We start from the raw sequence: 23872 nt of genomic DNA, 5'->3' as shown, positions 1-23872 counted from the left end.
GGCGGAACGTACGGGGCGGGGCGGCTCAGCCCAGCTCGGGGAACCAGAGGGAGATCTCGCGGGCCGCCGACTCGGCGGAGTCGGAGCCGTGCACCAGGTTCTGCTGCACCTTGGTACCCCAGTCGCGGCCCAGGTCACCGCGGATGGTGCCGGGGGCGGCGTCGGTCGGGTTGGTGGCGCCGGCCAGCGAACGGAAGCCGGGGATGACGCCCTGGCCCTCGGCCACGACGGCCAGGACCGGGCCCGACATCATGAACTCGACCAGGGGGGCGTAGAACGGCTTGCCCTCGTGCTCGGCGTAGTGGGCGGCCAGCAGCTCGGTCGTGGCGTGCTTGAGCTCCACGGCACGCAGGGTGTAGCCCTTGGTCTCGATGCGGCGCAGTACCTCGCCGGACAGGCCGCGGCGGACGCCGTCCGGCTTGACGAGGACGAGGGTGCGCTCGGCCACGGGCTGCGTCGAGGCCTCCGTGGGCAGGGTCTTCTCTGCGACGTCGGTCATGCCCCAACCCTATCGGGGTCAGGGACCGCCCCCGAACGCACCGGACGCCCAGGTCACCGGGTGACCTGGGCGTCCGCGCACTGCCCTCAGGGGATGTTCGGCGCCGTCTCCGGGTGGGCGGCGTCGTACTCCGCCCGTTCGCGGTCCACGCGGCTGCCGAGGCGCAGCGCGTAGATCCACAGCACCACGAAGATGCCACCGACCAGGAACATCATCGGCACCAGCAGGCCCATGGCGAGCACGGGCACCTGGGCGACGGTGCCCGCCGCCCGGCCGGCCGGCGTGCCCTGGACCCGCGACAGGAGCAGGAGCACCAGCACCAGCACGCCGCCCAGCACCCAGATCGCGGCACTGGAGTCGATGCGCAACGGGCCGCGCCCGAACTCGGAGTCGCGCAGCGCCCACACCACCATGGTCGCGAACAGCACGAGGAACACCTCGAGCAGCAGCGTGGTGGACGTGAACTGCACCAGCGCGGACTTCTTGGCCTTGATGCGGTCGCCGGGGGCGGGTTGGTCCTTGCTCACCGCCTCAGGATATCCGTCTCCTGAGGACCGGAGGCGTCGCGGGCCTCCGCGGCACCCACGGCGGCCACGGCTTCGGCGGGCTCGGCGTCCGCGGCCGCGCCCTCCATGACGGCCTCACCGCGGGCCACCATGCCGGCCTGGTTGGACAGCTTGACCTCCTTGAGGAAGAGGGCGAGCACGAGGCCGACCACGACCAGCGGCACGAGGTACCAGAACGCCGGGGCGAGCGAGTCCGCGAACGCATCGACGACGCCGCTGCGCAGCGGCTCGGGGAGCTGCTGGACGATCTGCGGCGTCAGGCTGGAGCCGCCGCCCGCGGGGGCCGCACCCTCGGGGAGGCCCTCGAACACGCCCTGCAGGTTGTCCGTCAGGCGCGACGTGAACACCGTGGTGAACGCGGCGGTACCCACCGCCGCGCCGATCTCCCGGAAGAAGTTGTTCGACGACGTCGCCGTGCCCAGCTCGTGCGGGTCCACCGAGTTCTGCACGGCGAGCACGATGGTCTGCATGATCAGGCCCATGCCGGCGCCGAGCACGAAGATCATGGCGCCGAAGAGCCACAGGGACATGCCGCCCTCGAGGCGGGTCAGCCAGATCATGCCGAGGATCGTGATCGCGAGGCCGGCCACCGGGAACATCTTGTAGCGGCCGGTCTTCGAGATCGCGAAGCCGGAGACGATCGAGGTCAGCATGACGCCGGCCATCATCGGGAGCATCAGCAGGCCGGACTCCGTGACGCCCGCGCCGGCGGACATCTGCAGGAACGTCGGGAGCATCGCCATGGCGGAGAACATGCCCATGCCGAGCACCAGGCCGATCAGCGTGGTGATGGTGAACGTGCGGTTCTTGAACAGCCGCAGCGGGATGAGCGGCTCGGCCACCCGGTTCTCGATGAAGATGAAGAGACCCACCAGCACGGCGGTGCCGAGCAGCACGCCGAGCAGCGTCGGGTCGGACCAGTCGTAGCCGTCGTTGCCGAGCGACTCCCAGCTCGTCAGCAGCACGATGCCGGTGGTGCCGAGCGCCATCGTCAGGATGCCGCCCCAGTCGGTGGGCCGGCCCGAGCGGTGCGAGGGCAGCTTGAGCGCGAAGTAGGCGATGAACCAGGCGGCGATGCCGATCGGCACGTTGATCCAGAAGGTCCAGCGCCAGCCGGGGCCGTCGGTGAGCCAGCCGCCGAGCAGCGGCCCGGCGACGGCGGAGATGCCGAACAGGGCGCCCATCGGGCCCATGTACTTGCCGCGGTCGGACGCCGGGATGATGTCGGCGATGATCGCCTGCGACAGGATCATCAGGCCACCGCCGCCCAGGCCCTGGACCGCACGCCAGGCCACGAGGGCCTCGAACGACTGCGCCATGCCGCCGCCGAGCGAGGCGACGACGAACAGGCCGACCGCCACGAGGAACGGCCAGCGCCGGCCGTAGAGGTCGCCGAACTTGCCGTACAGCGGCATCGCGATGGCGATCGCCAGGATGTAGGCCGTGATGACCCAGCCCTGGTGCTCGACGCCGTTGAGCTCGCCCACGATGGTGGGCATCGCGGTGCCGACGATGGTCTGGTCCAGGGAGGACAGGAACATGGAGGCCATCAGGGCCCCGAAGATCAGCCAGATCGTGCGCTGGTTCAGTACGACCAGCGGCTTGTCCGGCGCCGTGGTCACGGCGTGGCTCATTGAGGTGCCTTTCTGGGGGTCAGGACGTGCGAGAAGAGGGTGCTGAGGAAAGTCAGGGGACGAGGTCGGCCGAAACGACGTCGATGAGCTGCGCGACGGCGTCGGGCAGGTGGTCGGCCGGGTTGCCGGTGTAGCCGGCGTGCTCCCAGGCGACGAGCGCGGTGCGGAGCATGAGCAGCACGAGCATCGTGAGCAGCTCGGCGTCCGTGGCGAACGGGGCGACCGCGCGGCGGGCCTCGAAGAGCTCGGTGAGGCGGCTCTTGTGGCGGTCCATCCAGACCACGTGGCGCCGCAGCAGGGCGGGCTCCTGCTGCATCAGGTCCATGGCCCGCATGACCCGGTCGTGGGCCTCGCCGGCCGGCGCGAGCAGGGCGGCGACCACCACCTGGAGGTCGGACAGCAGCCGGCCCGTCGGGCCGCCCTCGACGAAGGTGCGGATGACGTCCTCGGGCAGGCCGGTGTCCTCCGCGCCGAGCACGGCGTCGTCCTTCGACTCGAAGTAGTTGAAGAAGGTGCGGGGCGAGACGTTCGCCTCGGCGCTGATCATCTCGACGGTCACGGCGTCGAGGCCGTGCTCGGCGACGAGATTCTGCGCCGCGTCGATCAGGGCCGCGCGCCGCGCGCGCTTCTTGCGCTCGCGCAGGCCCTGCTCCGCGGGCGAGCCCTCCAGCGCGGCGACGAGCTCGCGCAGGTCCGGGCCGGGTACGGGCTCAGCGGACGCGGCGGGCGCGACGTTCTCGCGCGAGGAGGTGGGGGCCATGCCACCAATTCTTGCACCCAGCGCAAAAATTCATCAACTGCAAAAATATGAGACCGCGATCACACCTCGCCGAACCCGGCCTCGATCATCTCCGCGACGGTGCGCACGGCCTCCGCGGCACCGTCGCCGGTGGCCTCCACCCGCAGCTCACGCCCCTTCGTGGCGCCCAGCGCCATGAGCTGGAGCACGCTGGAGGCGTCCACGCCGTCGATGGTCACGCTCGCCCCCAGCTCCGCGACCTTGCGCGAGACCAGTGCCGCCGGTCGGGCGTGCAGGCCCAGCGGGTTGCGGACGGTCACGGTGCGCGAGCCCTCGGCCGGCGGGGCCGACGTCGCCTCGCCCACCTCGGCCGACTGCGCCGCCCCGATCGCCGCGAACATCCCCACCGACGCGTTGGCCGACGCCAGCACCGCGTCGCGGTCCGCCCCGCCGTGCGCCGTCACGGCCGCGGCGACCGCGCCCTCGACGAACGGCGCGCGGGCGAGCACCGCGTGCTCGGCGAGGGTGTCGTCCAGCTCCAGCGCCGCCTCGACCGTCAGCACCGAGGACCCGAGGTCCCCGAGCACGACGACGCCGCCGCCGGAGGCGGGCGCGCCGTTGGCGGCACCGGCCGCCTCCGCCAGGGTGGCCAGGACCTCCTCGAGGGTCTCCTGGATCGCGTCGAGCGAGGTGCCGAGGCCGCCGTCGGGGCCACCGCCCACGCCGCGGACCAGCACGTCGGGCGCCATCTGCCCGGCGAGCTCCGCCGCACCGCGGGCCAGCTCGGCGGAGTGCGAGACCAGGACGAGCGCGACCCGCGCCGTCATGCCGCGCCGCGGGGGTCGGCCGACTCCGGACCGGCGAGGGCGGCGGCCAGCGCCGCGCCCAGGACCAGGGCGGTGGACCGCGCGCCGGGGTCCTCGTGACCCGCGCTGCGCTCGCCGAGGTAGGACGCGCGCCCCTTGGTCGCCACCATCGGGATCGTCGCCGTCGCCGCCTTGTCGGCCGCCTCGGCCGCCACGCGGAGCACGTCCACCTCGGAGCCGCCGTCGGCCGCCGCGGCCTCGGCGGCGTCGACCGCCGCCTGCCACGCGTCGACCATCGTCTTCTCCCCCACGGTCGCCTTGCCGCGCGAGGACACGCCCTCCAGGGCGGCCTCCAGCACGGCGACGACGGCCGGCGAGTCGATCTGCGGGCGGCCCGAGACCTTCGCCGCGCGCAGGTAGGCCGTGCCGTACAGCGGGCCGGACGCGCCGCCCACCGTGGACATCAGGGTCGTCGCCACCAGCTTGAGCACGTCACCGACGGTCCGCTCGTCCGCGGGGGCCGGCTGGGCCGCCGCGTCGTCGAGCCGGGCCACCACGGCCCGGAACCCGCGATCCATGTTCTCGCCGTGGTCGCCGTCGCCGATCTGCCGGTCGAGCTCGGTGAGCTCGTCCTTCGCGTCCGCGACGGCGACCGCCGTGCGGCGCACCCATCGCTCCGCCCAGTCCGCGTCCAGCGTCATGTCTCGGAACCTTCCTGTCTCACCACCGGAGTGCTGCAGTGTTCACCGGCGCGTCCCAGAGGGCCTCCAGCTCGTCGTCCAGCCGGAGGACGGTGACGGATGCCCCCTGCATCTCGAGGGACGTCACGTAGTTGCCCACCAGCGACCGGGAGACCGTGACGCCGCGCTCCTCGAGAAGGCGCCGCGCTCGACCATAGACCACGTAGAGCTCCGACAGAGGGGTGCCGCCCATACCGTTGACGAACAGCAACACTCGGTCGCCGCCGGCCAGGGCGAGATCGTCAGCGACGGGCGTCAGGAGCATCTCCGTGACCTCGTCGGCGCCGACGGCCGCCACGCGGTGGCGGCCCGGCTCGCCGTGGATCCCGATGCCCACCTCGATCTCGTCCTCGCCCAGGTCGAAGCTGGGCCGGCCCACGTGCGGCACGGTCGGCGCGGCGAGCGCGACGCCCATGGTCCGCACGTTCGCGATGACGCGTTCGGCCACGGCCTGCACGGTCGCGAGGTCGGCACCGCGGGCCGCGGCGGCGCCAGCGATCTTCTCGACGGCGACCGTCCCGGCCACCCCGCGGCGGCCGGCGGTGTACAGGGAGTCCTCGACGGCGACGTCGTCGTTCACCAGCACCGAGGCGACCTCGACGCCCTCGGCCTCGGCGAGCTCCACGGCGGTCTCGAAGTTGAGCACGTCGCCCGTGTAGTTCTTGACGATCGTGAGCACGCCCGCACCGCCGTCGGCGGCCTGGATCGCGGGCTGGATCTGGTCCGGCGTCGGCGAGGTGAACACGGCGCCCGGGACGGCGGCGTCGAGCATGCCGTCACCCACGAAACCCGCGTGCAGGGGCTCGTGCCCCGACCCGCCGCCGCTGACCAGCCCGACCTTTCCGGTGACCGCGCCCCCGGCGCGGCTGACGAAGACCGGTGCGGTACTGACCTGCACCAGGTCCGCGTGCGCGAGCGCGAAGCCGGCCAGGGAGTCGGCGACGGCGTCAGCGGGATCGTTCAGCAGCTTCTTCACGACGACCTCCTCGCGGGACTGTGCGGCCCGGCGCCGGCGCCGGGCCCGCGAACACGTCCCCTGGGGTTCATGTAACACCACGGCGGCCCGGGTCGTACAGAAACCCCGGGGTCGGGCGCACAGGTCACCCGGGTGACGTGTGCGCCCGGCCCGCAAGCCGGGGCGCCCGGCGTGGGCTCAGACGCGGCCCACCAGGATGCGCGCGTCCGCGACCGTCACCACGGAGCCGGTGACCAGCACGCCCGTGCCGGCGGCGGCGCCCGCCAGCTCGTCGGCCTCGGCCAGGTCCGCCGCGATTTGCAGCGCCTCGTCCAGGCGGTCGGCCACGTGCACGCGCTCCTCGCCGAAGACCTCGCGCGCCACCTCGGCGAGGTCCTCCGGGTCGGCGGACCGGTCCGAGGAGTTCCGGGTGACGACGATCTCGGCGATGCTCGGCTCCAGGACCGACAGGAACCCCTCGGAGTCCTTGTCCGCCATCACGGCGACGACCGCCACGACCCGCTCCAGGTTGAACGACTCGCCGAGCGCGTCCACCAGGGCCTCGGCCCCGGCGGGGTTGTGCGCGACGTCGACCAGGACCGTGGGGCTGGACCGCACCAGCTCGAGACGGCCGGGGACCTTGACGTCGGCGAACCCCGCCTCGACGATCTCGGCGCCGAGCGCGCGGCCGCCGCTGATCAGGGCCTCGGTGGCCGCGAGCGCCAGCAGCGCGTTGTGCGCCTGGTGCGCCCCGTGCAGCGGCAGGAAGATCTCGGTATAGACGCCGGCGGGCGTGCGCAGGTCGAGGAGCTGGCCGCCGACGGCGATGCGGCGGTCCACGACCTCCAGGTCGACGCCCTCGCGGATCAGGTGCGCGTTGACCGACTGGGCGCGGGCGAGGATCGGTTCGAGGGCGGCGTCGGTCTGCTCGGCGATGACGGCGACGGCGTCCTTCTTGATGATGCCGGACTTCTCGGTGGCGATCTCCTCGATCGTGGAGCCGAGCCAGCGCTCGTGGTCCATGGCGACGGGCGTGATGACGGCGACCTCGCCGTCGACCACGTTGGTGGAGTCCCAGGTGCCGCCCATGCCGACCTCGATGACCGCGACGTCGACGGGGGCGTCGGCGAAGGCGGCGAAAGCCATGACGGTGAGCACCTCGAAGAAGCTCAGGCGGGGTCCGCCCTGCTCCTCCGACTCGCGGTCGGCGACGCCGATGTAGGGCGCGACGTCCTCGAAGACCTCGACGAAGCGCTCCGGGGTGAGCGGCTCGCCGTCGATCGCGATGCGCTCGGTGACGCTGGTCAGGTGCGGGGAGGTGAACCGTCCGGTGCGCAGGCCGTGCTCGCGCACCAGGCGCTCGACCATGCCGGCCGTGGAGGACTTGCCGTTGGTCCCCGTGATGTGGACGGTGCGGTAGGCGCGGTGCGGGTCGCCGAGGAGCTCGAGGACACGCTCGACGCGGGCCATGGTGGGGTCGATGTCGTGCTCGGGCGCGCGGGACAGGATCTCCTTGTAGACCGCGTCGAGCGCCTCCTGGATCGCGGGATCCGTGTTCTCGGCGCCGCGGCTGGTGCCACGCCTGTTCTTGCGCATGTTCTTCTGGGAGTCGTCCACCCTCAGAGGATAGGTTCCGGTAGGCCGGAGGGCCGAAACGGTGCCCTGGACGGGCGGTAACCGGGCGGTGCGCCTCAAGGACTGATCAGATTCCCTACTGACCTCCGTTCACCAGGCCCCGGACGGCCGCATCCCCGGCCCAGGCGGTCGGATGCCGCCTGCTGAACCCCGGTCAGTCCCCCGACCTGCAGCTGCGCACCACACGCGTGTGTTGCGGCTTTTCACCCCGTCGAGAACTATGACTTCGCCGCATCGGACGTGATGCGCAGGGGCTCGTCGAGGGGGAACCGACAGCATGGGACGAAAGAGCACGGTGCAGCGCACGATCGTCATGGGGGTCGCGGCCGCGGCACTCGCGATCACGGTCCAGGCCTCCACGGCCACGGCCCCGGCCCTGTCCGCCGAAGGCCAACCAGCGCAGGCGCAACCAGCGCAAGCCGTGCAGTCCGCCGTCGACCACACCGCGCACGCCGCCACCGCGCTCGCCGGGACGCCCGGCTACGCCGGTGTCGCCGTCGACTACGACGCCGCGCGCGTGACCGTCTCCTGGAAGGGCGCGGCCCCGGCGGCCGTCGAGGACCTCGCGGCGACCGCCGACGGCGTGACCGTCGACGTCGAGCGGGCCGCCCTGAGCGGGGCGGACCTGCACGCCGCCAGCACCCGCCTGCTGGACGGCCAGCGCGCGGCCCACGGCCCGGACGCCGTCGTGGCCGCCTACCCGGACGACGGCTACGCCGGGCTCGTCGTCGAGGTCGCCCGCGACTCGTCCGCCGCCGGATCGGCCGGTCTCGACCGGGCGCTCGCGGAGGCCGCGGGCGTCCCGGTCCGGGTCGAGCTCGTCGACGACGGCGTCATGTCCACCTCCGCCAGCCGGCGCAACGACGGCTCCCCCTGGCACGCGGGCGGCGCCATCGCCTCGAAGGACGGCACCGACTACTGCACGACGGGCTTCTCGATCGTCGCTCCCGGGGGCCACGAGCGGATCGTCACCGCCGCCCACTGCAACGAAGCGGTCGGCGACGTGGTGCGCGACGGCGCGGGCCAGCGCATCGGTACGGTCTCCAGCCGCGAGACCAGGCTCGACGCCGAGCTCATCAAGCCGGACGGCACCGCGGCGAGCCGCGTGTACGGCGGCCCGTGGAACGCGTCCCACGGCGACCAGCGCTACCGGTTCAAGGTCGCCGGGGTCCAGCAGCCCGCCGTCGGGCAGAACATCTGCGCCTCCGGGGCCGTCACGGGCGAGCACTGCGGGGCCAAGGTGCGCGCCGTCGACGTCGCCTGGAGCTGCGGCAAGGAGACCTGCCACGGCTTCCGGGCGAGCCGGGAGGACGGCGGCGTCGTGGTCGGCGGCGGCGACAGCGGCGGGCCCATGTACGCGATCATCGACGGCGAGGCCTACGCCCGCGGCATGATCGACGGCGGCTCCAACCGCCGCAGCTGCGGCAGCACCTCGGTGTCCACCCAGTGCTTCTCGTACGTCTACGGCATCCCGATGGTGGACATCCTGAGCAACTGGGACGCCCGCATCAACCGCTGACGGCACCGCCGAACGCGACAGAAGGGGGCCGGAGCGCAGACGCTCCGGCCCCCTTCCTACCTCCGGGTCAGGCCTTGGTCACGGCCACCGCGCGCTCGGCCCCGACGGTCACGTCGAGCGACGTCGCGAGCGTCTCGCGGGAGACCAGCTCGCGGTGCGCCTCGACGGCGGCGACCCACTCGGCCGGGACCGTCAGGTCCAGCGCGATCCGGTCGGCGACCTGCAGGCCCGCGGCCTTGCGCGCGTCCTGCACGTCGCGCACGACGTCGCGGGCGTAGCCCTCGGCGCGCAGCGCGTCGTCGAGCTCGAGGTCGAGCACCACGAACCCGCCGCCGGCCAGCACGCTGGCGGCCGTGGTGGGCTCGGCCTCGGCGGCGTCGCCCCCGACCACGGTCGTCAGCTCGTACTCGGTCTCCAGCAGCTCGACGTCGCCGTCGGCCGTCGCGACGACCACCGCACCCGCCCCGGTCTTGGACCAGGCGCCGGACTTCGCCGCCTTGATCACGGCCTGGACGCCGCGGCCCAGGCGCGGACCGGCGGCGCGGGCGTTGACAGCGAGCCGCTCCGTGACGCCGAACGAGGCGGCGACCTCGGGCGAGAAGGCGACCAGGCGCACCTCCTTGACGTTCAGCTCCGTCTCCAGCAGCCCCGTGAACGGCGCGACGCCGTCCGGGTCCGCCACGGCCACGACGAGCGAGCGCAGCGGCTGCCGCACACGCAGCTTGTTCGCCTTGCGCAGCGCCAGCGTCTGCGACACGACGGCCCGCGCCGACTCGACGGCGGCCACGAGCGCGTCGTCGGCCACCAGGACCTCGCCCTCGCGGGAGCCGGGCGCCAGCGACGGCCAGTCCGTCAGGTGCACGGACCGCTCGCCGGTCAGGCCACGCCAGACCTCCTCCGTGAGCAGCGGCGCGAGCGGCGCCATGACGCGGCACAGCACCTCGAGCGCGGTGGACAGGGTGTCGAACGCGTCGGCGTCCTCGGCCCAGAACCGGTCGCGCTGGGTGCGCACGTACCAGTTGGTCAGGGCGTCCAGGTACTGGCGCACCGAGTCGCAGGCACCCGCGATGTCGTACACGTCGAGCTGCTCGGTCACGTCGGCGAGCAGGCCGCGCGTGCGCGCCAGCAGGTACCGGTCCATGACGGGCAGCCCGGCCACGCGCTCCGGCGTCAGCGGCTGGGCCGCGTAGCCGGCGCCGTCCGAGGCGGCGTTCGCGTACAGGGTGAAGAAGTAGTACGTGCTCCACAGCGGCAGCAGCACCTGGCGGACGGCGTCGCGGATGCCCTCCTCGGTGACCACGAGGTTGCCGCCGCGCAGGATCGGCGAGGCCATGAGGAACCAGCGCATCGCGTCGGAGCCGTCGCGGTCGAAGACCTCGTTGACGTCCGGGTAGTTCTTAAGCGACTTGCTCATCTTGCGGCCGTCGGAGCCCAGCACGATGCCGTGCGAGACCGCCGTCTTGAACGCGGGCCGGTCGAACAGCGCCGTGGACAGCACGTGCATCATGTAGAACCAGCCGCGCGTCTGGCCGATGTACTCCACGATGAAGTCGCCCGGGAAGTGGTGCTCGAACCAGTCCGAGTTCTCGAACGGGTAGTGCACCTGGCCGTACGGCATCGAGCCGGAGTCGAACCAGACGTCCAGCACGTCCTCGACGCGGCGCATCGTCGACTGCCCCGTCGGGTCGTCCGGGTTCGGCCGGGTCAGGTCGTCCACGAACGGCCGGTGCAGGTTCGGCTTGCCGTCCTGGTCGAGCGGCAGGCGACCGAAGTCACGCTCCAGCTCGGCGAACGAGCCGTACACGTCGATCCGCGGGTAGGCCGGGTTGTCGCTCTTCCAGACCGGTACGGGCGAGCCCCAGAACCTGTTGCGCGTGATCGACCAGTCGCGGGCGTTCTCCAGCCACTTGCCGAACTGGCCGTCCTTGATGTGCTCGGGCACCCAGGTGATCTCCTGGTTGAGCTCACCCATGCGGTCCTTGAACTTCGTCACCTCGACGAACCACGAGGACACGCCCATGTAGATCAGCGGGTTGCGGCAGCGCCAGCAGTGCGGGTAGGAGTGCGCGTACTGCTCGCGGCGCAGCAGCACGGTGCCCGGCGTCGTCCGCCCGGCCTCGTCGTCGCCCGCGCCGCGCGTGCGGGCCTTGAGGTGGTCGATGATCGGGGCGTTCGCCGCGAAGACCTGCAGGCCCGCGTACTCCTCGACCGGGAAGGTGAATGCGCCGTCGGCGCCCACGGGGATCACCGGGTCCACGCCCTCGCGGTCGCTGACCTGCTTGTCCTCCTCGCCGAAGGCGCCGGCGTTGTGTACCAGGCCGGTGCCGTCCGTCGTGGTGACGAAGTCGGCCTCGACCACGCGGTGCGCGCCCGGGTGGCCCTCGTAGTAGGCGAACGGCGGCTCGTAGGCCGCGCCCAGCAGGTCGCTCCCCTTCAGGTGCCCGACGACGGTGGGCTCGTCGTTGCCCTCGTCAGTCAGCTCGCGGGCGTACGCCGCCACGCGGGCCTCGGCCAGCACGTACCGCTGCGGGGTGCCCGTGAAGGACGACTCGACGATCGCGTAGTCGACGTCCGGCCCCACCATGACCAGCAGGTTGGACGGCAGGGTCCACGGCGTCGTGGTCCAGATCAGCAGGTGGTCGTCCGCGCGCAGCGTGTCGGTGCCCTGGGGGACCTCCGTGACCCGGAAGCCGACCGTCACGGCCGGGTCCTGGCGCTGCTGGTACACGTCGTCGTCCATGCGCAGCTCGTGGTTGCTCAGCGGCGTCTGGTCGTTCCAGCAGTAGGGCAGCACGCGGAAGCCCTCGTAGATCAGGCCCTTGTCGAACAGCGACTTGAAGGCCCAGACGACGCTCTCCATGAACGTCGGGTCCAGGGTCTTGTAGTCGCCCTCGAAGTCCACCCAGCGGGCCTGGCGCGTCACGTACGCGCGCCACTCGTCGGTGTACTTGAGCACGCTGGAGCGGCACGCGGCGTTGAACTTGTCGATGCCGAGCTCGACGATCTCGTCCTTGGTCTTGATGCCGAGCTGGCTCATCGCCTCCAGCTCCGCCGGCAGGCCGTGCGTGTCCCAGCCGAAGCGCCGCTCGACGCGCTGGCCCTTCATGGTCCGGTAGCGCGGCACGACGTCCTTGGCGTAGCCGGTCAGCAGGTGCCCGTAGTGGGGCAGGCCGTTGGCGAAGGGCGGGCCGTCGTAGAAGACGAACTCGTTGCTGCCGTTCTCGCCGGCCGGACGGGCGTCGACCGAGGCGCGGAAGGTGTCGTCCTTCTCCCAGTAGGCAAGGATGTCGCGCTCGAGATCGGGCAGGCTGGGCGACGCGGGCACGGGGTCGGCGGCGTCGCTGGGACGGTGCAGCGGATAGGCCATGATTCTTCTGGCTCCTGGCGGGTACGCGGTTCGGCAGCAGGTGGACTTCTGTGTTGCTCTGCTGCGAGGACGCCGCACCTGGGTGCGCCGCGGTACCACCCCGCTTGCCGCTCGCTCACGCGCACGGCCGCTCGTTGACGGCTGTGACGGGCCTACCCGTCCGGTTCTAGTAGGGCTCCCCCGCTGTGGGTTCGCCTGTTCTTCCGGAGGCTCACCGGTGATGGCCGGGTCGATGCCTGTGGGGCAATCGTACCGGGCGTCGGCAAGCCGAAAGATCCCGCGTGCAACCTGATCACGCCCGGGGTGCGTCCAGGGGGCATGAACGCAATCAGCGAAGCGACCGGCCCACCGGCCGGCGTCTCCCGGCGGGTCGAGCCGTCGTTCTCGGTGGTCCGCACCGGGCTGTCCACCGAGGAGCAGTTCCGGCAGTTCGCCGTCGAGAGCACGGCGGCGCTGCACCGGATCGCCTACCTGCTCTGCGGCGACGACCACCGCGCCCACGACCTGACCCAGATCGCGCTGGAACGCACCTACCGGCACTGGGCCCGGATCAAGGACGGCAACCCGTTCGGCTACGCGCGGCGCGTGCTGGCCACCGCGCGCGTCGACGGCTGGCGGCGCACCCGCCGCGAGGTGCTGCGCTCGCCCGAGGACGTCGCCGTCGCGCAGGAGACGAGTGCGGCGGGCCCGGCGGGTCGGGCCCCCGCCGACGACGTCGCCCAGGTGGCCGAGCGCGAGCGCCTGGTGCGCGCGCTGCGACAGCTCGGGCCCGGCCAGCGCCGGGTGGTGGTGCTGCGGCACCTGCTCGACCGGTCGGAGGCCGACGTCGCCGAGGAGCTCGGCGTCAGCGTCGGAAACGTGAAGTCCCAGGGCGCACGCGGCCTCGCCCGCCTGCGCACGTTGCTCTCGGAAGGAGCAGAAGCATGACCAGGAACGACAACACCCCGGCCGTCGACGATGGCTGGGTGGACCACCTGCGCGACGTGGTGGGCGGCGTGGTGCCGCCGACTCCCGCCGACGCCCACGAGCTGGCCGGCGTCGCGGTGCGCCGCGCGCGCACCCGCCGCGCGGTTCTCGCGGCCGGCGGCGGGGTGACGGCGGTGGCGGCCTTCGCGGGCGCCGCGTTCGCCCTGGGCGGCCCGACGCCGGGCGTGCTGCTCCCGGGCGGGGCGCCGTCGACGTCCGTGTCCGACGCGGCCATAGCCGCGGCCACCGACGGGGCCGCCGGTGCCGGCTCCGCGGAGGCGCCGGCGGGCTGGCACACGCACGAGCTGGCGGACCTGACGTACTCGCTGCCGCCCGACATCGTGACCAGCGGGCCGGTCGAGGACGAGCCCGGCATCACGTCGGACATGTGGCACAGCGAGACCGACCCCGACGCCCCGCCGTTCCTCCGCATGGCCTACTACGACGAGGGATCCGAGAGCGAGAACTGGCCGGGCATCGCCGAGAAGACCGGCGGCGAGCCGTTCGACCTGCCGGGGGCCGAGAGCGCCCTCGAGTTCGACGTCGCCGCCGAGGTCTACGGGCTGCCCGCCGGCAGCGAGGTCCCCGAGGACCAGAAGGGGCCGGCGCTGCTGGTCATCGAGCCGGCCACCGGCCCGGGCGCGTACTTCATCACGCTCAACCTGCCCCACGAGACGGCTGAGGCCTTCGTCGAGGAGTTCCTCCCGACGCTGTCGCTCGACTGACATTCGCTGGACCACCGGGCGTTGACCACAGCAGTTGCTGCCGCTGCGAGCCCCATGTAGCAGTAGCTGCTGTGGTCAACATCTCAGCTGTGGATAACAAACGATGGCAAGGAGTGTCATTCGGTGTAATTGGCCGGTGAGTCGAAGACAAGCCATCCCCGAGGAGCTCCTGGCGCTGGCGCGCCGGCAAAGCGGTCTCGTGTCCGCCGAGCAGTGCGACGTCGTCGGCATCGTGCCGTCCAGGCGACGCAGCCTCGTCGCCGGTGGCGTGTGGCACCGGGTGACCCGCGGGGTTTACGACACCGGCAATCTACCGACCGCCTTGCACCCGCACGACGCCGCGCGGCAACGGGCAGCATGGACCGCGCTCCTGGCCAACCGCCGCGCGATCGCCGTCGGCGCCTGCGCGCTCGTGCTGCACGGGGTCCAAGGGCTGCCCCGCCGGATGGCCCCCGAGTACGCGCTGCCCCGCGGCGCCGGGGGCAGGTCACGCCACGGAATCGTCCTGCGCCAGTACGTGACCGGGGCCGAGACCGTCCGGATCCACGGTCGCGAGGTGGTCGGGATCGAGCGCGCACTGGTCCAGGCACTGCCGTCCCTGAGCAGGGACGAGGCCGTCGCGACCCTCGACAGCGCATTGCACCAGGGGCTGATCGAGGTGACGCAGCTCGCGACGATCCGCCGCCGGCTGCGGCGCCGCCGGGACTCGCTCGAGGTGATCCCGTGGCTCACCCTCACGGACGGCCGCGCCGAGTCGCCACCCGAGAGCCACGCCAGGCTGCGGCTGCACGACGCCGGGATCGCGCCCGACGACCTGCAGCGCGACTTCTTCGACGCCAGAGGCCGCTTCCTCGGGCGAGCCGACATGGCCTGGCACCTGGGCGCGGGCCGTTGGCTCATCGTGGAGATCGACTCGCAGGAGTTCCACGGGACGGACCGGCAGATCGCGCGCGACGCGGTGCGCCAGAACGGCCTGCTCTGCGAGGGGCGGAACATCGTCCTGCGGTTCTTCCCGACCCACCTGAGCACGGACGACATCGTCACCCAGGTCGCGGATGTCCTGCGCCGATCAACCTGGCGCCCCCAAACCCCTCTCCCACCCATCCGCCCGCCCGCCAGGGCCTTGAGCACAGCGATTGCTGCCACTGACGGTCTCCGCGCGGCAACAACCACTGTGGTCAACGTCGACGGCGCCACGAGGGAGTGAGCCAGATCACACCTGCTACGGAAATACTATGTGGTTCACAAATGATTGACGCTGGAGGCCGCATCGGCCGGACACGACACCTCCAGGAGGAACCCGACCATGGCAACACTGCTGCACATCGACGCCAGCATCCAGGGCGACAGCTCGGTCAGCAGGCAGCTCACCGCGCGGGCCGCGAGCGCCTGGCGCGCCGCGCACCCGGAGGGCACGGTGACCTACCGCGACCTCGGCGCCGCGCCCGTGCCGCACTTCGATGCCGCCGCGAACCTGAGCCGTGGCCTGCCGGCCGACCAGCACACGCCCGAGCAGGCCGAGTCGTGGGCCCGGATCGCGGAGCTGGTCGGGGAGGTCGCCGACGCCGACACCGTGCTGCTCGGCCTGCCGATCTACAACTACGGGGCGCCGAGCACGGTGAAGTCCTGGGTGGACCACCTGATGGCACCCGGGCTCTCCATCGACCCCGAGACCGGGAAGGGCCTCCTGGGCGGCCGCGACTTCGTCGTGGTGGTCTCCCGCGGCGGCGGGTACGGCGAGGGCGCCCCGCGCCAGGGCTGGGACCACGCGACGGCGTGGCTGCCCCACGGTGTGGCGATGGTCGGGCTGGAGCCGCGGTTCATCACCACCGAGCTGACGCTTGCCGGGACCAACCCCGCGATGGCCGGGCTGGTGCCGCTGGCGGAGGAGAGCCGCCGCCAGGCCGAGGCCGAGATCGACGACCTGTGGGCACCCGCGGCCGTCACCGCCTGAGCCGCCGCCCGAGCCGCCGCTCACGGCGTAATTCCCCACGTCGCGGCCCCGTGCTCCCGTAGAGTTGCGGGGTCGCGACGACGAAGGAGAAGCCGTGGAGGAGTCGCCGGTCCTGGACCAGTCCGTACGCCGGTCGGGCGCGCTCATCGACTACCTGGCCCGCCATCTTCGCCGGCGCAGCGAGTCCGCGCTGGCCCCGCTCGACCTGCGCACCCGGCACCTGGTGGCGCTCACCGTGCTGCGCGACCGGGCCGAGATCACGCAGCGCGACCTGGCGACGGCGCTCGTGCTGGACAGCACCAACATCGTCGGCCTGCTCAACGAGCTGGAGGACCGGCACCTGGTCGAGCGCCGCCGGTCCCCGCAGGACCGGCGGCGGCACGTGGTCTCGTTGACCGACGACGGCGTCGCGCTGCTCTGCCGGGCGGAGTCCGCGCTCAGCGCCGTCGAGGACGAGGTCTTCGAGACCCTGGACCCGGCGCAGCGCGCGCAGCTGCACGAGCTGCTGGTGGCCGCGACGTCGTCGGCGGCGTCGGCGGACCCCTTCTGCTGAACCCCGGGTGAGCCGGGTCAGCCCACCTGGACGGTGACGGTGTGCCAGCCCGACGCGCCGTCGGGGGCGGGCGGCGCCTCGGTCTCGGTCTGGACCTGGCCGTCGGCGTCCGTGGCGCGCACGGCCAGGGTGTGGTTGCCCGCGTCGAGGTCGACCGAGACGTGCCACTGGCGCCACGTGTCGGGGCCGACGGTCTCGGCGAGCTCGGCGGTGACCCAGTCGCCGTCGTCGGGCCGGACCTCCACCTTGGCGATGCCGGTGTGCTGCGCCCAGGCCACGCCGGCCACGGTCACGGCGCCGGCGGGCGCCGAGCCGCGCGGCACGTCGATGCGCGACTCGATCTTGATCGGACCGAGGGCGGACCAGCCGCGCGGCGTCCAGTAGCCCTGGTCGGCGTCGAACGTGGTGACCTCCAGCGAGGTGACCCACTTGGTCGCCGAGACGTACCCGTACAGGCCGGGCACCACGAGCCGCGCGGGGAAGCCGTGCTCGACGGGCAGCGGCTCGCCGTTCATGCCGATGGCGAGCAGGCTGTCGCGGTCCGGGTCCTGGAGCACCTCCAGCGGCGTGCCCGCGGTGAACCCGTCGCTGCTGCGGGAGAGCACCATGTCGGCGCCGGCCTGGGGCTTGGCCCGCTCCAGGAGCGCACGGATCGGGTAGCCGAGCCACAGGGCGTTGCCGATGAGGTCGCCGCCCACGGTGTTGCTCACGCAGGCCAGCGTCACGTGGTGCTCCTCGAGCGGCAGCGCCAGGAGCTCGTCCCAGGTGATGGTGAACGGTTCGTCGACCAGGCCACGGACCTCCAGCGACCAGTCCGCCGGGTCGAGCTGCGGCACGATCAGCGCGGTGTCGATCCGGTAGAAGTCCGGGTTCGGCGTGACGTACGGCGTCAGGCCGTCGAGCTCCAGGTCGGCGCCCGCGGGCACGGCGGGCGCCGTGGTGCGCGCGGTGGGCAGGCGCAGCTTCTCGCGGACGGCGCTCACCGCCGTCGAACCCGCCGACAGCACGCGCGAGCCCACGAGCGCCAGCGCGGCGACGCCCACGGCGATGCCGGAGACGGCCAGGAACCCGCGGCGGTCCACCGCGCCGTCCGACGCCGACGACGCCCGCTGAGCCGCCGCCGGGCGCAGCCGCGCGACGGCCGCCCGCAGCAGGAGCACCGCCGCGCCGAGGCCGATGATGCTCGGCAGCGCCCACAGCGCCGTCGCGTCCGGGCGCAGGACGGCGACCATCGCCCCGACCACGCCGACCGCCCCGACGAGCACCGAGCCGACCGGCGGGCGGCGCAGCTCCAGCCAGCCCGCGAGCGCGGCGCCCAGGGCCAGGACCACGCCCATCGTCGCGAGCAGCACCGCCTTGTCGTTGGTGCCGAACCACTGGACGGCGAAGTCCTTGAGCCAGCCGGGCACGGCGTCGATCACGGCGGACCCGCCCGCGAACAGCGTGCTCGAGCCGGGCGCAACGACCGCCGCGACGAGCTCCGCCACGGCGAGCCCCGCACCGCCGGCGAGCACCCCGGCCAGGGCCGCCCAGCCCGCGTCGCCCGGTGAGCGGTCGGCCTGCGGGGCGGCCGGGCTCTCGGTTGCCTGCGTCATGGGCTCAGCCTGGCACGGCTTCCTGGACGGGCCGAGCCCCGGGCGCATTCATGACAGCCTCGTAACAACTGCCGCCGGGTCAGATCCCGGTGCCGCGCACGATCTTCGAGTTGTGCGCCTGGGCGCGCGGCCGGACCGTCACCAGGTCGATGTTGACGTGGTCGGGACGGGACACGGCCCAGGCCACGATGTCGGCGACGTCGTCGGCCACGAGCGGCGTGTAGCCCTCGTAGACGGCGGCGGCCTTCGCGGCGTCGCCGCCGAACCGGACCAGGGAGAACTCCTCCGTCGCCACCGCCCCGGGCGCCACCTCGATGACGCGCACCGGCTCGCCCGCGATCTCCCAGCGCAGCGTCTGGGACAGCATGTGCTCGGCGTGCTTGGCGCCGGTGTACCCGGCGCCGCCCTCGTACGCGCCCTGGGCGGCGGTCGAGGTCATGTTCACGACGTCGGCCACGCCCTTGGCGGCTCCCGCCTCCCGCAGCAGCGGCAGCACGGCCTTGGTCACGCGCAGCGTGCCGAGCACGTTGATCTCGTACATCTGGCGCCAGCCGTCGATGTCGGCGGCCTCCACGCGGTCCAGCCCGAGCGCGCCGCCCGCGTTGTTCACCACGGCGTCCAGCCCGCCGGTCGCGGCGAGGTGCTCCGCGAGCGCGGCGACGGCGGCGTCGTCGGTCAGGTCGACGGCGTAGACCTCGCAGCCGGTCTCCGCCGCGAGCGCCTCCAGCCGGTCCGCGCGGCGCGCGGCGGCCACGACCTGCCAGCCGTCGGCGCGCAGGCGGCGCACGGTGGCGGCGCCGATGCCGGACGACGCCCCGGTCACCAGGGCGCGCCGGGTCGTGGTGGTCTCGGGGCCGGTCCGCGGGGCGGTGCTGTCGCTCATGTCGGCACCCTAACCTCGACGGCGCCCGGGACTGCGGGGTGGTCCGACGCCGAGAGCGAAAGCGCCCGGAACGCGCAGATCAGCCGGTGTAATGTGGCGGCCGGGTCGCGGGCCACGCTTTGGCCCGCCGACGCGGCTCTCGTCGTGAGCCGCTTTCCCGCCCGGACGCGAGATGGCGCGTCGCTGTGCACCCATGGCATCCACGCCGTGGGCTGTTCGTCGACCCCTGGAGACTCCCGCGTGAACCCCCGCGTCCGTCCGTCCCGTCAGTACGCCCTGCCCGCGCTCGCCGCGGCCGCCGTCCTGTCCCTCGCCGCCTGCTCGGCCTCGGCCCCCGGTGCCGCCGACACCGCGGGCGCGTCCCCGGCGTCGGGCGGCTTTCCCGTCACGCTCGACAACTGCGGGTTCGAGACGCAGGTCGAGGCGCCGCCGGAGCGTGTGGTGACCATCAAGTCGTCCACCACGGAGATGCTGCTCGCGCTCGGCCTCGGTGACCGGATCGTCGGCTCGGCGTTCCTCGACGGGCCCGTACCGGACTCGCTGGAGTCCGTGCCCGCCGTCGACGAGCCGTTCGCCGACGAGGCGCCCGGTTCGGAGGCGACGCTCGCCCTGGAGCCCGACCTGGTCTACGCGGGCTGGGAGTCCAACCTGACGGCCGAGACCGCGGGCGACCGCGAGACGCTCGCCAAGCTCGGCGTGGCCACCTACGTCTCCCCCGCCGCCTGCAAGGCGGAGGGGTACATGCCGGACCCGCTCACCTTCGACACGGTGTTCGCGGAGATCGAGGAGGTCGGCTCCCTGTTCGACGCCGACGACGCCGCGGCCGCGCTCGTCGAGGAGCAGCGGGCGGCGCTGGACGCGATCGAGCCCGACGACCGCGGCCTGACGGCGCTGTGGTGGTCCTCGGGCGACGACACCCCGTACGTCGGCGCGGGCATCGGCGCGCCCCAGATGATCATGGACGCCGCCGGGCTGACCAACGTCTCGGCCGACGTGCACGACACCTGGACCTCGCTGGGCTGGGAGAACGTGGTGGAGGCCGACCCCGACGTGATCGTGCTGGTCGACGCCGCCTGGAACAGCGCGGACGCGAAGATCGAGGCCCTGGAGGCCAACCCGGCCACCCGCGAGATGAGCGCCGTCAGGGGCGGCCGGTACGTGGTCGTGCCCTTCCCGGCGACCGAGGCCGGCGTGCGGAACGTCGACGCCGTGGCCTCGGTGGTGGACCAGCTGGCCGACCTCGACCGGTGAGCGGCGCGGTGCGGGTGCCCGCCGGGCCGCGGCGGTCGGGGCCCTGGCTCGCCCTGCCCGCGGCGGCGGTCGTCCTGGTGCTGAGCGTCGGCGTCGCGGTGACGATCGGCCCGGCGGACCTGGCCCTGGCCGAGGTCGGCCGGTCGGTGGCGACGCACCTCGGGCTGGGCGGGCTGCTCGGCCTGGATCCGCTGCCCGCGCTGCGCGACGGCATGGTGTGGCAGCTGCGGATGCCCCGCATCCTCACGGCGGCGGCGGTCGGGGCCGGCCTGGCGGTGTGCGGCGCGGTGATGCAGTCGCTGACGCGCAACCCGCTCGCCGACCCGTACCTGCTCGGGCTGTCGTCGGGTGCGTCGCTGGGCGCCGTGCTGGTGCTGCTGGCCGGTGTGCCGCTGCTGCTGCCGGTCGCGGCGTTCGCCGGGGCGGTCGGCGCGCTGGCCCTCGCGCTCACCCTGGCGGGCGCGCTGGGCACCATCACGCCCACCCGGACGGTCCTGGCGGGGCTGGCGATCAGCCAGCTCTGCGCCGCGGCGGTGTCGTTCGTGATCTTCTGGTCGGCCAAGGGCGACGCGTTCCGCGAGGTGCTGTCGTGGCTGATGGGCTCGGTCGCGTCGGCGACCTGGACGTCCGTGGCGATCGCCGGGGGCGCCGTCCTGGTGCTCGGCACGCTGCTCGCGCTGACCGGGTCCGTGCTCGACGCGTTCACGTTCGGCGACACCGCGGCCGCCGCCCTCGGCGTCCCCGTCAACCGCGCCCGCTGGATCCTGCTGATCGGCGTCGCGCTGCTGACCGGGGCCCTCGTGTCGCAGAGCGGGTCCATCGGGTTCGTCGGGCTGATCCTGCCGCATGCGGTGCGGCTGTTCACGGGCGCGCGGCACCGGCTGCTGCTGCCGCTGTCCGCGCTGGCCGGCGCGTCGTTCCTGGTCTGGGCGGACACCCTGGCTCGCACCGTGTTCGAGCCGCGGGAGCTGCCGGTCGGCATCGTCACCGCGGCGATCGGCGCCCCGGTCTTCGCGTTCCTCCTCTGGAAGGGAAACCAGCGGTGAGTGGTGGACACCTGCGGGACTCCGCCTCGCCGGGCGCCGGGCTGGCGGTCGACGGCGTGTTCTGGGAGATCGGCTCCCGGGTGATCCTGGACGACGTCGGGGTGCTCGCCCCGGGCGGGACCGTCACGGGGCTGCTCGGGCCGAACGGGTCGGGCAAGTCGACCCTGCTGCGGGTGCTGGCGGGGGCGCAGCAGGCGGGCCGGCCCGGGTCGGGCGACGCCGCGGCGCCGGCGCCGGCCTCCGGGCCGGACGTCACGTTCGACGGCGCCGACCTGGCCGCCCTGCCCCGCCGCGAGCGCGCCCGCGTGCTCGCCCTCGTGGAGCAGGACGCCACGACCGACCTGCCGCTGACGGTGCTCGACGCGGTGCTGCTGGGCCGCATCCCGCACCGCTCGCTGCTGGCGGGCGACTCCGACGCGGACCGCGCGGCCGCGCACGCGGCCCTCGACGCCGCGGGCGCCAAGGAGCTCGCGGACCGCGAGGTGGGCACCCTGTCCGGCGGCGAGCGCCAGCGCGTGCACATGGCCCGGGCCCTGGCCCAGACGCCGCGCCTGCTGCTGCTCGACGAGCCGACCAACCACCTGGACATCTCGGCCCAGCTGCACGCCATGCGGGTGCTGCGGGACCTCGCGGCGGACGGCGTGACCGTCGTCGCCGCCCTGCACGACCTGAACCTCGCCGCCTCGACCTGTGACCACCTGGTGCTGCTCGACCACGGCCGCGTGGTCGCGGCGGGACCGGTCGCCGAGGTGCTCGTCCCCGAGGTGCTGGAGCCGGTCTACGGCGTGCGGGTGGACGTGCTGCGCCACCCCCGGACGGGCCGGCCGGTGCTCTCCTTCGAGCGCGGCTGACGCCCTGGCCACGACGGATCCCGCTCCTGGGCTGACGGATGCGGCGGCCGGGTCCATGATGGGAGCCATGGCCGCACCAGATTTCGTCGTCCAGGCAGCGAAGGTCCTCAACCCGTGGGTGCTCCGGGTGGCGGGGCGTGTCCCGCCGTGGGTGGTCCTGCACCACGTGGGCCGCCGCTCGGGCGCCGAGTACCGCACTCCCCTGGTCGCGTTCGCGGCCCGGCCCGACGAGCAGGTCCTGGCGGTGCTGCCGCTGCCGTGGGGCTCCGGCACCGACTGGGCCCGCAACACCATGAGCGCCGGCACGGTGCGCCTGACCCGCGGCGGGTCCGAGTTCGTGGTCAAGGACGTGCGGCTCGTGCCCGCGTACGAGGCCGTCGGCTGGCTCGCGACCGTGCCGTCCCGGCTGCTGTCGGCGGTCGGCGTCGAGGAGTGCCTGGTGGGGACGCTGCACAAGGGATGATCCGGGTGTCATCGGACACCCCGGCGCGGGAGTATGTTTCGCGTCGTGATCTTGCGCACAGCCACACTGTCTGATGCCGCCGCGGTCGCCCAGGTGCACCACACCACCTGGGTCTCGACCTACGGGGCGATCCTCCCGCCCGAGTTCTGGGCCACGGCCACGCTCGAGCGCCGCACCGCGACGTGGGAGCGGTGGCTGTCGAACGGCGCGGCGCCCGTCGTCGCGGACGCCGACGGCGAGGTGGTCGGCATCGCGATGGCCGGCGACGCCGTCGAGCAGGAGGACGTCGCCCCCGTTCGCGCCCGGCAGCTCTACCTGCTGTACGTGCTCGCGGCGTACCACGGGACCGGCGTCGGGCAGGCGCTGCTGGACGCCGTCGTGCCGCCCGGGACCCCTGCCCAGCTGTGGGTCGCCGAGGACAACCCGCGGGCGCGCCGGTTCTACGAGCGCAACGGGTTCGTCATGGAGGGCGCCCGGGTGGTCGACACGAGCACCGCTGACCTGGCAGAGGTCCGGATGGTCAGGTAGTCGGGTTACCGTTCCCCCCATGTCTGACTTCCACGTCCGCGCCTCGACCCCCGACGACGCCGTCGGCATCGCCGCCGTGCACTGGACCACCCGGCGCGCGATGTTCGAGGATCTGCTGCCGCCCGAGCACTGGAACACCGAGACCCTCGGTACCCGGACCGAGGGGTGGATGCGGATCCTGGCCGCCGGCAACAAGGCGCTCGTCGCCGAGGTGGGCGACAAGATCGTCGGCTTCGCGATGAAGAACCCGTCCGGCCCGCACCTCGGGCAGCCGCCGGCCAAGGCGATCGAGCTGCACGAGCTGTACGTCGACCCGGCCTTCCACGGCACGAACGTGGGGCACGCGCTGCTGGAGAACATCCTGCCGCCCGGCACGTCGGCCCAGGTCTGGACGTTCGCGTCGAACCCGCGGGCGCGCAAGTTCCTGCAGCGCGCCGGCTTCCTGCCCGACGGCGTCACGGCCACCGACCCGGACACGGACCTGCTGGAGGTCCGCCTGGTCCGCTGAGGCTCGCAGCCTCGGCGGGCGGTCGGCGGATCGGGGTGGTCGGCAGAATGTCAGGTGGTCGGCAGCTCGGAATGCCGACCACCTGACCT

23 protein-coding genes are annotated in these 23872 nt (G+C 73.2%); 12 read left to right on the top strand and 11 right to left on the bottom strand.

Features of this window, described 5'->3' with window-relative positions; translation table 11 throughout:
* Positions 1-25 precede the first annotated feature (25 nt).
* The 8 genes from ndk to ACFU5G_RS13530 all read right to left on the bottom strand — a co-directional run bounded on the left by ndk (position 26) and on the right by ACFU5G_RS13530 (position 7535).
* Entirely contained in the window at positions 26-499 is a 474-nt protein-coding gene (gene ndk / locus ACFU5G_RS13565; protein WP_020016878.1) for a nucleoside-diphosphate kinase, read from the bottom strand.
* An 86-nt stretch (positions 500-585) separates the two neighbouring features.
* Positions 586-1026 (bottom strand): DUF4233 domain-containing protein, encoded by a 441-nt coding sequence (locus tag ACFU5G_RS13560; protein ID WP_377245088.1) that lies wholly within the window; start codon positions 1024-1026, stop codon positions 586-588.
* The gene (locus tag ACFU5G_RS13555; RefSeq protein WP_377245085.1) at positions 1023-2699 is read right to left on the bottom strand and encodes an MDR family MFS transporter; all 1677 of its coding nucleotides are present in this window, start codon (positions 2697-2699) and stop codon (positions 1023-1025) included. The genes ACFU5G_RS13560 and ACFU5G_RS13555 overlap by 4 nt, the downstream gene beginning before the upstream one ends.
* Positions 2700-2751: 52 nt before the next feature.
* On the bottom strand, positions 2752-3459 hold the full coding sequence (locus ACFU5G_RS13550; protein WP_377245082.1) for a TetR/AcrR family transcriptional regulator: 708 nt from the start codon (positions 3457-3459) through the stop codon (positions 2752-2754).
* Positions 3460-3518: 59 nt separating this feature from the next.
* Positions 3519-4265 carry an HPr family phosphocarrier protein gene (locus tag ACFU5G_RS13545; protein WP_377245079.1) on the bottom strand — a complete coding sequence of 249 codons (747 nt, stop codon included), beginning with the start codon at positions 4263-4265 and terminating at the stop codon, positions 3519-3521.
* Positions 4262-4945: a dihydroxyacetone kinase subunit DhaL gene (gene dhaL, locus ACFU5G_RS13540; protein ID WP_377245076.1), complete on the bottom strand. Its 684-nt coding sequence runs from the start codon at positions 4943-4945 to the stop codon at positions 4262-4264. Before dhaL ends, ACFU5G_RS13545 begins: the two co-directional genes overlap by 4 nt.
* A gap of 19 nt (positions 4946-4964) precedes the next feature.
* Complete coding sequence (gene dhaK / locus ACFU5G_RS13535; RefSeq protein ID WP_377245073.1) at positions 4965-5960, bottom strand: dihydroxyacetone kinase subunit DhaK; 996 nt, start codon at positions 5958-5960, stop codon at positions 4965-4967.
* A gap of 177 nt (positions 5961-6137) precedes the next feature.
* Positions 6138-7535 (bottom strand): bifunctional folylpolyglutamate synthase/dihydrofolate synthase, encoded by a 1398-nt coding sequence (locus tag ACFU5G_RS13530; protein ID WP_377245118.1) that lies wholly within the window; start codon positions 7533-7535, stop codon positions 6138-6140.
* A 316-nt stretch (positions 7536-7851) separates the two neighbouring features.
* Here ACFU5G_RS13530 and ACFU5G_RS13525 point away from each other — a divergent pair, with 316 nt between their 5' ends.
* A complete protein-coding gene (locus ACFU5G_RS13525; protein ID WP_377245070.1) occupies positions 7852-9093 on the top strand; it encodes a hypothetical protein in 1242 nt (413 codons plus the stop codon).
* 67 nt (positions 9094-9160) lie between these two features.
* Here ACFU5G_RS13525 and ileS read toward each other — a convergent pair whose 3' ends face one another.
* On the bottom strand, positions 9161-12460 hold the full coding sequence (gene ileS / locus ACFU5G_RS13520; protein ID WP_377245067.1) for an isoleucine--tRNA ligase: 3300 nt from the start codon (positions 12458-12460) through the stop codon (positions 9161-9163).
* Positions 12461-12778: 318 nt separating this feature from the next.
* Between ileS and ACFU5G_RS13515 the strand changes: the two genes are divergently transcribed.
* The 5 genes from ACFU5G_RS13515 (at position 12779) to ACFU5G_RS13495 (ending at position 16658) form a co-directional block, all read left to right on the top strand.
* Positions 12779-13387: a SigE family RNA polymerase sigma factor gene (locus ACFU5G_RS13515; RefSeq protein ID WP_377245064.1), complete on the top strand. Its 609-nt coding sequence runs from the start codon at positions 12779-12781 to the stop codon at positions 13385-13387.
* Positions 13384-14151: a hypothetical protein gene (locus ACFU5G_RS13510; protein WP_377245061.1), complete on the top strand. Its 768-nt coding sequence runs from the start codon at positions 13384-13386 to the stop codon at positions 14149-14151. The genes ACFU5G_RS13515 and ACFU5G_RS13510 overlap by 4 nt, the downstream gene beginning before the upstream one ends.
* A 136-nt stretch (positions 14152-14287) precedes the next feature.
* Positions 14288-15358, top strand: coding sequence for a hypothetical protein (locus ACFU5G_RS13505; RefSeq protein WP_377245058.1), 1071 nt, complete (start codon positions 14288-14290; stop codon positions 15356-15358).
* A gap of 99 nt (positions 15359-15457) precedes the next feature.
* The gene (locus ACFU5G_RS13500; RefSeq protein ID WP_377245055.1) at positions 15458-16105 is read left to right on the top strand and encodes an FMN-dependent NADH-azoreductase; all 648 of its coding nucleotides are present in this window, start codon (positions 15458-15460) and stop codon (positions 16103-16105) included.
* A 94-nt stretch (positions 16106-16199) separates the two neighbouring features.
* The gene (locus ACFU5G_RS13495; protein ID WP_377245052.1) at positions 16200-16658 is read left to right on the top strand and encodes a MarR family winged helix-turn-helix transcriptional regulator; all 459 of its coding nucleotides are present in this window, start codon (positions 16200-16202) and stop codon (positions 16656-16658) included.
* Between the two features lie 17 nt (positions 16659-16675).
* On the opposite strand, the gene ACFU5G_RS13490 is transcribed toward ACFU5G_RS13495, so the two are convergent.
* Positions 16676-18253 carry a molybdopterin-dependent oxidoreductase gene (locus ACFU5G_RS13490; RefSeq protein WP_377245049.1) on the bottom strand — a complete coding sequence of 526 codons (1578 nt, stop codon included), beginning with the start codon at positions 18251-18253 and terminating at the stop codon, positions 16676-16678.
* A 79-nt stretch (positions 18254-18332) separates the two neighbouring features.
* The gene (locus ACFU5G_RS13485) at positions 18333-19136 is read right to left on the bottom strand and encodes an SDR family oxidoreductase (protein WP_377245047.1); all 804 of its coding nucleotides are present in this window, start codon (positions 19134-19136) and stop codon (positions 18333-18335) included.
* Positions 19137-19376: 240 nt separating this feature from the next.
* Here ACFU5G_RS13485 and ACFU5G_RS13480 point away from each other — a divergent pair, with 240 nt between their 5' ends.
* The 6 genes from ACFU5G_RS13480 to ACFU5G_RS13455 all read left to right on the top strand — a co-directional run bounded on the left by ACFU5G_RS13480 (position 19377) and on the right by ACFU5G_RS13455 (position 23783).
* The gene (locus ACFU5G_RS13480) at positions 19377-20387 is read left to right on the top strand and encodes a putative F420-0 ABC transporter substrate-binding protein (RefSeq protein WP_377245044.1); all 1011 of its coding nucleotides are present in this window, start codon (positions 19377-19379) and stop codon (positions 20385-20387) included.
* Entirely contained in the window at positions 20384-21433 is a 1050-nt protein-coding gene (locus ACFU5G_RS13475) for a putative F420-0 ABC transporter permease subunit (protein WP_377245041.1), read from the top strand. The genes ACFU5G_RS13480 and ACFU5G_RS13475 overlap by 4 nt, the downstream gene beginning before the upstream one ends.
* A complete protein-coding gene (locus ACFU5G_RS13470) occupies positions 21430-22284 on the top strand; it encodes an ATP-binding cassette domain-containing protein (protein ID WP_377245038.1) in 855 nt (284 codons plus the stop codon). Before ACFU5G_RS13475 ends, ACFU5G_RS13470 begins: the two co-directional genes overlap by 4 nt.
* 67 nt (positions 22285-22351) lie before the next feature.
* Positions 22352-22747, top strand: coding sequence for a nitroreductase family deazaflavin-dependent oxidoreductase (locus ACFU5G_RS13465; RefSeq protein WP_020016900.1), 396 nt, complete (start codon positions 22352-22354; stop codon positions 22745-22747).
* Positions 22748-22792: 45 nt separating this feature from the next.
* Positions 22793-23275 (top strand): GNAT family N-acetyltransferase, encoded by a 483-nt coding sequence (locus ACFU5G_RS13460; protein WP_377245034.1) that lies wholly within the window; start codon positions 22793-22795, stop codon positions 23273-23275.
* Between the two features lie 19 nt (positions 23276-23294).
* Complete coding sequence (locus ACFU5G_RS13455) at positions 23295-23783, top strand: GNAT family N-acetyltransferase (RefSeq protein ID WP_377245031.1); 489 nt, start codon at positions 23295-23297, stop codon at positions 23781-23783.
* Positions 23784-23872: the final 89 nt, after the last annotated feature.

Source organism: Promicromonospora sp. NPDC057488 (assembly GCF_042802395.1).
GTDB lineage: Bacteria > Actinomycetota > Actinomycetes > Actinomycetales > Cellulomonadaceae > Promicromonospora.
The sequence above is the reverse complement of the archived record's forward strand: the minus strand, read 5'-3'. Positions and strand labels throughout refer to the sequence as shown.